Annotated in this window: 8 protein-coding genes; all 8 read right to left on the bottom strand. The window is 40.4% G+C overall.

Annotation, left to right across the window (positions count from 1 at the left end):
- Positions 1-15 precede the first annotated feature (15 nt).
- From AAGR08_RS05980 to AAGR08_RS05945, 8 genes are read right to left on the bottom strand one after another with little or no spacing between them, the layout of a single operon-like run.
- Positions 16-1128: a glycosyltransferase family 4 protein gene (locus AAGR08_RS05980; RefSeq protein WP_345829049.1), complete on the bottom strand. Its 1113-nt coding sequence runs from the start codon at positions 1126-1128 to the stop codon at positions 16-18.
- Positions 1125-2267, bottom strand: a complete 1143-nt coding sequence (locus AAGR08_RS05975) for a glycosyltransferase family 1 protein (protein ID WP_345829047.1) — start codon at positions 2265-2267, stop codon at positions 1125-1127. The genes AAGR08_RS05980 and AAGR08_RS05975 overlap by 4 nt, the downstream gene beginning before the upstream one ends.
- Before the next feature lie 42 nt (positions 2268-2309).
- Positions 2310-5960, bottom strand: coding sequence for a glycosyltransferase (locus tag AAGR08_RS05970; RefSeq protein ID WP_345829045.1), 3651 nt, complete (start codon positions 5958-5960; stop codon positions 2310-2312).
- Positions 5960-7198, bottom strand: a complete 1239-nt coding sequence (locus AAGR08_RS05965) for a class I SAM-dependent methyltransferase (protein ID WP_345829043.1) — start codon at positions 7196-7198, stop codon at positions 5960-5962. Before AAGR08_RS05965 ends, AAGR08_RS05970 begins: the two co-directional genes overlap by 1 nt.
- Positions 7191-8411, bottom strand: coding sequence for an ABC transporter ATP-binding protein (locus AAGR08_RS05960; RefSeq protein ID WP_345829041.1), 1221 nt, complete (start codon positions 8409-8411; stop codon positions 7191-7193). Before AAGR08_RS05960 ends, AAGR08_RS05965 begins: the two co-directional genes overlap by 8 nt.
- Positions 8411-9205, bottom strand: a complete 795-nt coding sequence (locus AAGR08_RS05955) for an ABC transporter permease (protein ID WP_345829039.1) — start codon at positions 9203-9205, stop codon at positions 8411-8413. Before AAGR08_RS05955 ends, AAGR08_RS05960 begins: the two co-directional genes overlap by 1 nt.
- Entirely contained in the window at positions 9198-10583 is a 1386-nt protein-coding gene (cpsG, locus tag AAGR08_RS05950; protein ID WP_345829038.1) for a phosphomannomutase CpsG, read from the bottom strand. The genes AAGR08_RS05955 and cpsG overlap by 8 nt, the downstream gene beginning before the upstream one ends.
- Positions 10584-10592: 9 nt before the next feature.
- Positions 10593-12014 carry a mannose-1-phosphate guanylyltransferase/mannose-6-phosphate isomerase gene (locus tag AAGR08_RS05945; RefSeq protein WP_345829036.1) on the bottom strand — a complete coding sequence of 474 codons (1422 nt, stop codon included), beginning with the start codon at positions 12012-12014 and terminating at the stop codon, positions 10593-10595.
- Positions 12015-12514 lie beyond the last annotated feature (500 nt).

Here is a 12514-nt window from a genome sequence, read left to right as displayed (position 1 = left end):
CAACCAAAAAAACAACTAACTTATCAATGACTTATACAGAAACTGGTATGCTGAGACCATTTTTTCACCTGTAAAATGTTCCCGGTAACGCTCGTAAGCCTTATTTCCGTAAGTCTTTGCCAATTCCGGGTTTTCCCACAATGTCTCTAGCGCCATTGCCAATGCTTCCGGATCAGATGGTGGAATGACAATACCAGTCTCATTATGAATGTTTATCCATGATGTTCCTGTACCTATCTCACTCGAGATGAGAGGTTTGCTAAACATCGCCCCTTCTAATAATGAAATACCAAATGCTTCTGATCTTAAATGTGATGGGAAAACCATCGCATAGCAGAGATGTAACAACGCTATTTTATCAACGTCATCTAGTGCACCAAGGAAAATAATATTCTTGAGACCAAGTTTTTCGACTTGCAATTTCAATTCATTCTCGATGGGTCCAGATCCCACAATAATTACTGGGAAATCTTTATCCTTATTAGCATCTAATAGTACATGCAATCCTTTATAATAACGAAGTGTTCCGACAAAAAGAAAAAAACGCTCAGGTAGTCTGGTTCGCCAGGAATTAAGCACCGCGGAATTTGGTAGGTCATACCCTTCCTGATTAATTCCAATAGGTATTACCTCAACCTTATCTAGGTATTTTTTTAAGGTTGGACTTGTTTCCACATAGTTTGGTGAAGTAGCAATTATCTTGTCTACAGATGATAAAAACTTATGCATTAATGGTGTGTAAATTTTTAGTAATTTCTTCTGACGCACTATATCAGAATGATAGCTTACTACCGTTGGCTTGTTTATCTTACAAATAAAATGCAAAGCATCCATGAATGGCCATGGGAAGTGGTAATGAATAATGTCGGCCTCACTTGAAAGTTCTTTAAACAGTGATAGTGCGCTAAATGAAAATGGACTTGATGCTACGGAGAAATCCGAATGGATCTTGAAGGCGTTATGAGAGGCTATGGTTGCGTTAAGATTTGTCTCACCGGGGGTCAATGAGAGAACATTAGTCTCAATATCGCTATTTTTTGAGCCCTCGGCAAGTTGGAATATAACTTGTTCAATACCACCGAACGTATCTGGATAATAAGTTTTATAAAAATGAAGAACTTTTATCATAAATGAATTAATTCTTTATAAACATCCATCGTTTGTTGGGCGCACTTTTCCCAACTGAAACGTCTGGCATGAATGATTCCCCGCTCAATTGCATGATTTCTATGTTCATCAGAGCATAATGCAATTTCGAGCTGATTTCGTATACCCTCAACATCCCCTGCCTCATGAAAAAATGAGTTTTCACCGGCTACCTCTGGTAATGAGGAGTTATTTGAACATACTACCGGAACACCAGACTGTAGTGCTTCTAAAACAGGCAAGCCAAACCCCTCATAATTACTGGGAAAACAAAATACTTTGGCTGCACTGTAAAGCAGAGGTATATCCGCATTAGGAATATATCCCAGGTAAATCAGCCATCCCTCACTTTGTGCTTTTTTAATTCTAAAAAGAATCTGCTCGTTTCTCCACCCCTTAAACCCACTAATAACCAGTGGATAAGAGAGCCTAAGTTCAGCTGGCATAGATTCATAAGCGTCGATGAGAGAAACTATATTTTTACGGGGCTCAATAGTGCCGACGAATAGTGAAAACCCTTGGTATTTTAAGTTATATTTTTTTAATACCGATGATGTTTGTAACTCATCCCTCGGAAAAAAGTTCTTTGAAGCAGCCAAATGCGTAGTTTTTATTTTATCACTCGGGTAATCGAAACGCTCACACAGTTCTTTTTTGATATATTCCGAAACCGTAATAATAAAATCGCTGCGTTTAAGTCCTTTTAGAATTTCTTGCTGGGTGTATTTACACCTTTTCGGCTCAAAAAAACTCGGGTATATGAACGGACTGAGATCATGAAATGTACACACTTTTTTAGCTTCATGCTCTGGTAAAAAAAAATTCGGACCATGATAAATATAGTTGCCGTAGCGTGACAGTATTCTTTTTTTTATTTTTGGTGAAAGCGTTTGATATATTTTAATTGCTGCGGAATTGTTTTTAAGAATGTTTTTTAATCCATGTGATAATGTTATACCTGTGTTTTCATCAGGTATATCCTGAACAATCTTTTTCCCATCAAAGTAGAGAAGCTCATCGATTTTTTTTATTTTTTTTAACGCTTTTGCTAATTCGTAAGTATAACGACCAATACCTGTTATGGGATATTTTATTGGTTCGATAGAGAGAATAACCTTCATAAATTCCTCATGAGAGCCTTATAACTATGGCTCATAGTACAATTAATTGAAATCTTTGATTACTCTATTTCTAATCAAACCGTTACAGATATTATCAAGTCGCATGCCTACAACACGATAATCATGCTGACTGCGCCAACTCTCCGCTGAATTCGTAACCGCTTCCCATTTCGGGCTTTCGCTTTTAATTTCATTAAGCTGTGTAGTGATGTCTTTAGCAATCTGGGCGGCAGTGAATCCATTAAACTTAAATACTGCATCACCAAGGTCGTCAAAGATGGGAATAGGAGTAACCATAACAGGTTTGCTTGTAGCCATCCCATATCGTACCGCCCCGCTAGCAGACTCCCCAGTATCTTGATAGGCAAAAAGGAGCAGATCAGCTTCTGACAATAAGTTTAAACTTTCATCATCAGATAAGAAACTATTATGGAATTCCACGAGATCGCAAATATTATTTTCGTTAACATATTTTTTCAATTCAAAAATTAAATCTCGGGACTCACCAACAGGAAATTCAGCATTAACCAGTTTTAATTTAACTGTATTGTTTTGGTCTCTTAGAATTTTTACCGCTTGTACAATTTCACTAAGACCTTTATGAGGTAAGCAGAAACCATAACTAGCGATAACTGGCATGCTTTTTTTAGTTTGTGGCTTAAGTGATAAACTTCCGTTGCTTAAAACACCATGGGGAAAAAGCATTACGTTTTCTTCCACCCCAAGAGACTTTAAGCGATTCATGTCGGCAAAGGAATGCACTAACAGACGGTCACAGCATTTTAAGGCATCAAGCATATGCTCTAATTTAAAATTCTGTTCTGGTTTCTTTTCAGGATCAACTGTCGAATGCAGTGTCATCACAATAACTACATTTTTTTGTTTTAATGCGTAGATTAATTCTGACAGCTCGGCATGATTAAAAAATCCAAAATTAAACTGAATAATAATAGTATTAAGTCCAATACGCTCTATATGCTGGATGATAGAGTCGAAATCATTTCTTTCTTTACCAATATTCCAACTACGTATACTAAAGTCATTTTCTTTGTCAATGAGCTCTTGCCCATTGGGTGAAAAAATAACTGGATTAACACCAGACATATTATCAATCAAATGCTGTGAGTAAGTTGCGATGCCGCATTTGGTATTCCAGGTCGTTATCCAACCTATTTTTGCTTGTTGATTACACTCCCAATTTTTAGTTTCAAGAGAACGTATTGCAGAGACAGAACGCTGTGCGACAGCAGACCACGTAAAGCCAGAAAGAATTTTCTCACGTCCGTTTTTAGCCATTTCACTTCGCTGCTCTCTTGGTGTCAACACTGCAAGTTTCATATTTCTCGCCAGGTCATCAACATCGATATTGACCCAAGCAGAAGAGTAAAGACCAAAATGAGTTTTGGCATGAGCATAATGGTAATCCACCAGCCAACTATTCGTTGAATCACAAAAATCCTTTTGCCCGCTCCAGTTTGTGACAATAGCAGGCATTCCACTCAACATGGCTTCCGCAATGGGTAGCCCAAAGCCTTCCGCACAACTTGGCGCAACGAGCACATCGCATTGTTCATAGATGCTCTTAAGGCTACTTTCGTCAAGATCCTCTTTGATAATGATAACCTCAGGAAAATTCGGGCGTTCTTTCTGCCATGCTTCAAGGCTCTCAGAGATTGTATTATGGGGGTTGTCAAAAGTCTTAATGACTAAAGTCACATCATCTTCACGACTGAATGCTTGACCGTAGGCCTCAAGCATTGCTTCTGCCCCTTTACGCGGGAAGCATGATGAGACATGCAGAAAACGGAATCTTTTAATGGTTCCAAGTGAGTAGTCCTTTGCGTAAACACTTTCCCAGTGATCACAACCATTACCCGTTACTATTGCAGGTATGCGCAGGCCGTTATCAATGAGAATCTTTTTAACATGGTGTGAAGTACAGAGAACCGCATCAAGCTCTTGATTAAAACTATGAATCCACTCAAGCGGATATCCCGTTTCTTCCCAAGCATAACAGTGTAAAAATTTTACCTTAGAATTGAGCCCAGACACTCTTGGCGGGTAGATATTACGTGACTGAATGGAAACTGATTGAGTCTTCTCTTTGTCAGCCTTCTCATTCCATGCTAGCAAGTCAGCATTGGCCGATCTTTGCATGAAAGATAAGTTTGGGGAGAAATCGCCAGGCCCCTCAGTGGAATGCAGAATAATCTCTACGCCTTCTCTGGCAAGGCCACGAGCAAATTCACGATTGACCAAGGCGAGACTATAAGATGAGTCAAAGGGGCCATCGACCTGCCATTCCAATGGTTTAGATAGAACATGATTCAGTTCTACCCGTTTAAGATTACGGTCTAGCGCCTCGGCGACGCGTAAAATGTCCTGATCATTAGGCCTCACTTTGGTGCTAATTTTTTTTATGCTGTCGATTGCAGAGATAGCCTCTAAGGTACTCCCGCCTGCAACATTGATTTCAGACTCGAAGTGTTCAAGAGCTTCAAGAGCACGTAGAGCAGAAATGTCCCAAGAAAATTTTGTGGCTTGACTCGAAGCATGCTTTTGGAGGGAATGACGGAATTTGTCATTAATAATAACGTCACGAATTTTACACTTGATGGAGTTGACAGAAAATGGGTCGAAAAGCGCCTCTTCCAACCCAATAACTTCAGGTATACTGGTCACATTCGAACCAATTGTTGGCGCGCCACATCTCATTGCTTCTAAAATAGGAAGCCCGAACCCTTCATGCTCAGAGGCAAAAATAAATAGGAAGCAGTTCCGATAGAGAAGAATTAGTTCATCATCACTAACATAACCGGTCAAAATAACATCATTTTTTGACAGACCTGCCTTTTTTACGATAGATAGCAGATAGTTGCGTTCAGCCTCATTGACCTTGCTGATAATAACTAATTGCTTACTAAAGCGCAGTTCAGGTTCAATTTCAGAAAATGCAACAATAAGTCTTTCAAAATTTTTACGCTTATCAAAACCACCAGGCGCATAAAGAATAATATCTTTATTGATTGAGAATTTTTCTTTTACTTTATCGATTGTAATATCAATGATCTCTTTATCGTACCAGTCATCCTCAGTGGCAGATGAGATTGAAACAATTTTACCTAAAGCTTCAGGTAAACATTTATGAGTTTCATGGGCGGTATAATCTGAATTTGTCAGAATAAGATCTGCTATTTTCAGACATTCAATTTTCTTCATGTAGTATTGGCGAAAATGACCATCTTGCAGATAAGTCTTTTCATTGACTAAGGGTATAAGATCGTGATGAAGCACCGCTACTTTCGTATTGGTTTGCAATTTTTTAATGGTGAGCGTGGCGTCATCAATATGACCTTCGAATAGGCTAGTAATAAAAACCCAATCAACTGAAAGTGTGCGTATCATTTCCTCGCGAATAATTGCAGCAGCACTCTGTCTCCATTCATTTCCTTCATCGCAGGCACGAAGAGGTGCCGGTAGTTGACATACCAGAATGTTTTTTTCAGGTAACAGACCATCTAGAGTATTTTTTATGCCCTCAATAGTATGTTCAAAGTTACCATTAAGAAGAACATAGAAGTCGTGGTACCTGTTATTACGTAGTAAACTTTTAGTAATAGATAATGAATAGCGCCCTATCCCTCTGAATCTACTTTCAGTTTGTGCGCCCTGTAAATCGATTATAATTCTCATTATTTATTACCTTTATGATTCTTTACTTCATGGTCATGAAGATCTTGGTAGATCTCCTTAGCCCTGGTTGTCAAATTATCAAAATGCGATACAGATGAAGAATTATTATAATGATGCACGTGTTTTTTTTCTTTTAAAGATCTAAAATATACACTCTTTACTAAAGAATATATTCCGAGTTTACGCATCAAGCCCAAAACTCCAGACCTAGCCTTTGGGTATTTCATGGACACAAGGACAAGCCGCTGCAATATTTTGCGTACTATAGCTTTAGCAAGATATTTATGGCCTTTTTTACGAGCAACGTTTGCACGCTTACCTATTTCTATCATACCCCGTAAAGGAGCAGTAATGCGCCAAGAATTACTAGAATAAACTGCAGACAATCTTTGTTCTAATTCTTTATTAAAATCATTATTTCTTTTAATTTCAGCACGAATGCTTTCAATTTCCTTAGCATGCTCCAAGGAGATAACATCCAGTTTATCTCCTATTACCATATCGTAGCGATCAGCAAGTTCATCTAAGGTTACACCGATCTTTTTAACAAAAAACTCGTCAAATTCGGTAGTTAACTCTAGAGAAGCTGCCTTTTGAGAAACACAACTATAATCCGGACTGACCCCCTTCAATACTTCCGATAGTGTAAGTTTAGAAGAACTATCTTTAATTCGGGCACTTTCTTGGAGTCTGACTATTCGCGTTCTTTCAAATCCATAATAATCATGCAGAAACTTTAATAGTTCCGGTGGGATAGGGTTATGATGAGTAGGATCCATGTAGAACGAACAACTTCCTACACTTATATTTTCGGGGTTCGGCGTTTCAAGTATAAGAAGACCACCGGGTTTTAATACCCGAAGCGCTTCTAGTACCAGCGTATGAACAATTTCAAACGGAAGATGCTCGACAATATGAAAGCCCGTGACTGCAATAACACTGTCACTATTTTGCCTCTTGAGAAAATTGATACAATCGTCTAATTCAACTGTGAGGCCATCTTTATGTGCTTCAGCAAGCATCCCCTCATCAAGGTCGACCCCTACTGCCTGAATATTGTTATCACGCAGTAATTTTAACCATTCACCACGTCCGCAACCTATATCGACGACGCTCGCATCAGGAAAGTAAGAATTAAGTTTAGTAATTAACGGCAAGTATACTGTTAATCTTTGACGGATATCGGCAACGCTACCACGATGTTTGTCTTCAAATGCACGGTAAAAATTATTACTCACCTTTAATCTCCAATTGGGGTGGCATCCAGGCTACGCCTATAAAGGATGGTTTACCGCTGTTCACAACTGTGAAAACTAAAGCAAGATCGCGCCATTCATAGTTTCTAGCAACATGTGTATCTGATGAATGTAAAGCGACTGCAATGGAATAGGAGCCAACGCCCAAATTGGCGTCAAAACTAAAGGTATACTCAATTTTTTTTCCAGCCGCAATCCCACTCAACACTTTATTCATGTGATGAGTATTTGTACCAAACACAGGCTGCCCTAAGCGATCTTTAATAACATAGCCCACGACTAATTCATCAATATCGTCATGTATATCAGCTTGAATTTTTAGTGAGACAGCTTCTCCGACCTGTAAAGTTTCAATCGACTCATTATCTTCATTTAGCAGCTCTATACGGCTAATACGCGCTTCTGCAGTACCTGAGAGCGTCGCTAATTTTCCATTATTATCACTCAACTTAATTGATTTTTTTTCTTTATCTGCAAGCAGCGCATTATAATAATCCATTACAGCCTCTGGTTTCCCCTCCATAGCCACCTCACCTTGGTTTAATAGGATGGCTCGATCGCAAATGCTTTGGATAGCCTGCTTATCGTGCGAGACTAGAAGCAATGTTGTTCCCTTTCTTCTAAATTCGCGAATGCGTTCGAAACTTTTGTGCTGGAAATAGGCATCTCCAACCGACAGCGCTTCATCAATGATCAGGATGTCTGGTCGAATAGCCGTTGCCACGCTAAAGGCCAGCCTTACCTGCATACCACTTGAATAAACTCGGACGGGTTGGTCAATATAGTCATCAATCTCAGCAAAGGACTCAATTTCTGGCATTAGTTGATTAATTTGTTCAATCGACAAGCCGAGTAATTGGCCAGACATGTAGACGTTTTGCCTGCCGGTGAAATCCGCATGAAATCCCATACCAAGTTCAAGCATTGCGGCAACACGGCCTGAAATATCAATATTACCTGTCGTAGGTTTAGCTGTGCCAGTAATTAATTTCAGCAATGTGCTCTTTCCAGCACCATTGATGCCAATGATGCCAACTGCTTCACCCTCATTTATTTCAAAATTAATATCTTTCAAAATCCACTTAAGGGAGTGTTGCGGCTTAATACCGGGAATCATCCATTCCTTCAATCGATGAACTTTTCTCTGATAAATTTTGTATGCTTTTCCAAGGCCGGAAACCAAGATATGAGTCATCAGAGTTCATCCACCATTTCAGTCGCGTGTCTTCTAAATAAAATAAATCCGTAGACACAAAAGATAATACTCAAAATCAGTACCGGAATTAGTGAGCTCCATTCTGGTATTTTATGGTAAGCAAATATCCCCTGATAAGACTGCATCAGACGTGCAACCGGATTAAACATAAGGATTTTGTGCGCCCATTGAGGCAGAGAATTTAATACGTAGACAATCGGGGTAAACCAGAACCAGAATTGTAATAACACACCAACAAACTGCCCAACATCTCTGAAAAACACATTCACAACACCAAAGATCATCCCTAACCCTGTCGCAAATGCTATTTGCAGCAAGATAACTGGAATCATTGTTAGAATCAGCCATCCAGGGAAGTTTCCGGTAAATATAAGGAATATAATGAAAAGTGAAAAAATTATTAAAAAATTAAGTATAGCTGATGCGACAACAATTAACGGCAAACAAATTTTAGGGAAGCTGAGTTTTTTTATCAAGTTGGCATTATTAATAAATACGCCCTGACTTTTATCTAAAATTTCGGTAAACAGCCCCCACGTTAAAACACCTGAACAAAGATAAATGCTATATGCAAATGATCCTGTGTTATCAGGCATTCTGGCTTTCATTACTTGAGAAAAAACCAATGTATACACTAAAATCATCGCAAGTGGTTGGAGCACTAACCATAGTGCTCCTAACATACTTGTTTGATAACGAGATTGAAAATCTCGCTTTATGCTGCTGATAATAAAACCGCGATATTGATAAATAGATTTCAACATGTCAAACATAATTACCCTTATCAAGTAAAGACAATATATCTGATGTCTTCTTCATCATGAGCTCAGGATTCTGTCGACTCTCTACGTTCAATCTCATTAATGGTTCAGTATTGGACGTTCTCAAATTAAAACGCCAATCCTCAAACGACATACTGAGTCCATCAGTTTTATCAATCTCCAGAGCGCCTGCACTGTATTTGTCTTCTATCAACTCAATGAGTTTGGCAGCATTATTAACTTTGCGATTAATTTCACCGGAGGCGGGAAACTTAGCCATTCGCTCTTTGACTAAAGATTGAAGACTCGCCTCATTCGTTTGGAGGAGCTCAGCCACTAAAAGCCATGGGATCATGCCGCTATCACAATAGGCAAAATCACGAAAATAGTGATGGGCGCTCATCTCACCACCATAAACAGCATCTTCTTCACGCATACGTTCTTTAATGAATGCATGCCCTGTTTTTGACATTATCGGGGTTCCTCCCACACTATTGACGACATCAACCGTATTCCAGCTGAGTCGAGGATCGTGGATTATTTTAGAACCTTGTTCTTTTTTTAAGAACGCTTCGGCTAATAGACCAACAATGTAATAGCCTTCAATAAATTCCGCATTTTCATCAAACAGGAAGCAGCGATCAAAATCACCATCAAAGGCAATACCCATATCTGCTGTATGCTCACGCACTGCATCAGACGTATCTTTGCGGCATTCAGGTAACAGAGGATTAGGAATACCGTTCGGGAAGTGACCATCTGCCTGATGATGAACCTTGATGAAACTAACCGGAGCATTAGCCTGCTGGAAGCGCTTTTCAATCTCGTCAATCACATGACCAGCGGCACCGTTACCTGAGTTAATCACCAGCTTCATTGGCTTTTTAAAATTAGCCAAATCAATGTAACCCATCAAATGATCAACATAGGCATCCAGAACGGAAATCTGCTTATAACTACCACGCTTGGCAGGATCAATTTCTGCAAATTGATTAGCTTCCGCGAGGCGCTGAACATCACGCAAACCAGTGTCACCGCTTATAGGGCGTGCACCTTCACGAACTAATTTCATTCCGTTGTAATTCATAGGATTATGGCTGGCCGTTACTTCAATGCCACCATCAATTCCCAGATGGAAAGTGGCAAAGTAGATCTCTTCTGTGCCACTCATACCAATATCCAGCACATCGGTGCCGGCATCCATTAAGCCATTTGCCAGCGCCATTTTAAGCGGTTCGCTTGTCAGGCGGACATCGCCTCCAACCACAATGGTTTTGGGTTTGATAAATTCGCCGTAAGCGCGGCCAATACGATAAGCGATATCTTCATTGAGCTCTTTACCAAGCTCACCGCGAATGTCATACGCTTTGAAACAAGTCAGTGCTTCCATTTTTTCTTATTATCCTTCTTTGCGAGCAAACTGTTCTTTAATCAAGATAAGATCATCATCACCAAGGTAAGAACCAGACTGGATTTCGAGGAGTTCTAATGGAATTTTGCCCGGGTTCTCTAACGTATGCTGGTGGCCAATCGGGATGAAGGTCGATTGGTTTTCCGTCAGCAGCAAGGTTTTATCCTGAATAGTAACTTTGGCCGTTCCGGAAAGAATGACCCAGTGCTCAGTTCTGTGGTAATGCATCTGCAGATCAAATGCTTCACCTGGTTTCACCGTAATGCGGTTTACGTTAAATCGACCGGTATTTACGATTAAATCGCAGCGTCCCCAAGGCCAATACGTTTCGCGGTGGCGACGATATTCGCTACGACATTCACTCTTCAGGAATTCGACCACGCGTTTAACGTCTTGTACCTGATCCTTACGCGCTACCAGCACCGCGTCTTTAGTATTAACGATGACCAAATCTTCCACGCCAATGGCAGCGACTAATTGATCTTCGCTATTGATGTAACAATTTTTGGTGTTATGCAGGAAAGTGTCACCTTTGAGCGAGTTGCCTGCAGCATCTTTCTCGTTTACTTCCCACAGCGCTGACCATGAGCCGACATCGCTCCACCCTGCATCAAGTGGCACAACCACCGCAGCATCAGTTTTTTCCATCACGGCATAATCAACCGATTCATCTGGACAGGCAGTGAAGTCTTCTTTATCAATGCTGATGAAGTCGCTGCCTTCATTAACATTAGCCATTGCTCGATGGCAGGCTTCCAGAATATCGGGACGGAACTTCTCAAGCTCTTGCAGATAGCGCTTGGCACGGAACATAAACATACCGCTGTTCCAGTAATATTCACCGGACGCTAAATAATCTTCTGCGGTTTTTAAATTTGGTTTCTCAACAAAGCGCTGCACGCCAAATGGCGCATCTTCGGAACCGGCAATCTGTGCACCACGATGGATATAACCGTAACCGGTTTCGGGGCCTGTTGGCACAATGCCAAAAGTAACTAAATGCCCCTGTTTGGCATATTTAGTAGCCGTTGAAATAGCTTGATGAAATGCCTCGCAGTTTTCGATCACATGATCAGCAGCCAGAACCAGCAGCACAGGATCATCACCCTGCTCAATCGCATTAATGGCCGCGAGAGCTATCGCCGGAGCGGTATTACGGCCGACCGGTTCGAGAATAATGTTGTGTGAAAGTTTGTTGATTTGACGCAGCTGCTCTGCAACCAGAAAACGGTGCTCTTCATTACAAATCACCAGCGGAGCACGGGCTTCCACGCCGTTAAGGCGATTTACCGTTTCCTGCAGCATTGAGTGCTGTCCATGCAAGCTGATGAACTGCTTGGGATAGAGTTCGCGTGAAAGGGGCCACAAACGACTGCCGGTTCCTCCGGCCATGATTACGGGAAGTAACATTCCACAACCTCTAATGTGTCTCTTTTAGACTGCTATATCATTTATCAGCGGGTTATTTTTTCATCAAAAATAAAAAACAGCCACGCTACCGCCCTTGGCTTGCAGCAACCACTTTGCTGTGTAACAAGTCAATCCTGTGCTTTTTATCTCAGACTGTTAAGCGCTCAATTATTCTGCAAAAACTGACTCAGTCTGAGACCACCGCAAATAATACATTTTGTGCTGCCGAATTAACATGGTTATTGTCTCATGGATTAGCCTGGAATCTTCACAGTGGCTTATCGGATGAGCTGAACCCAACCAAATGATTCAAAAGAATATAGTCTATTTTTCAGACAATTAAAGCCTCGGTAATTTTCATGCTAAAACAGCAAGATGGATAGAGCTGCTGGATATTTTATACTGATTTGCGTTTAGGAGTTTTCCTGCTATCAAAATGATTTTGGCGAATAAATTTCAATCAATCTAGATGCAGGAAAAATTATTAAGACGTAAAAAAA

It is taken from the genome of Pantoea sp. BRR-3P (genome assembly GCF_039621635.1).
GTDB lineage: Bacteria > Pseudomonadota > Gammaproteobacteria > Enterobacterales > Enterobacteriaceae > Pantoea > Pantoea floridensis.
The sequence above is the reverse complement of the archived record's forward strand: the minus strand, read 5'-3'. Positions and strand labels throughout refer to the sequence as shown.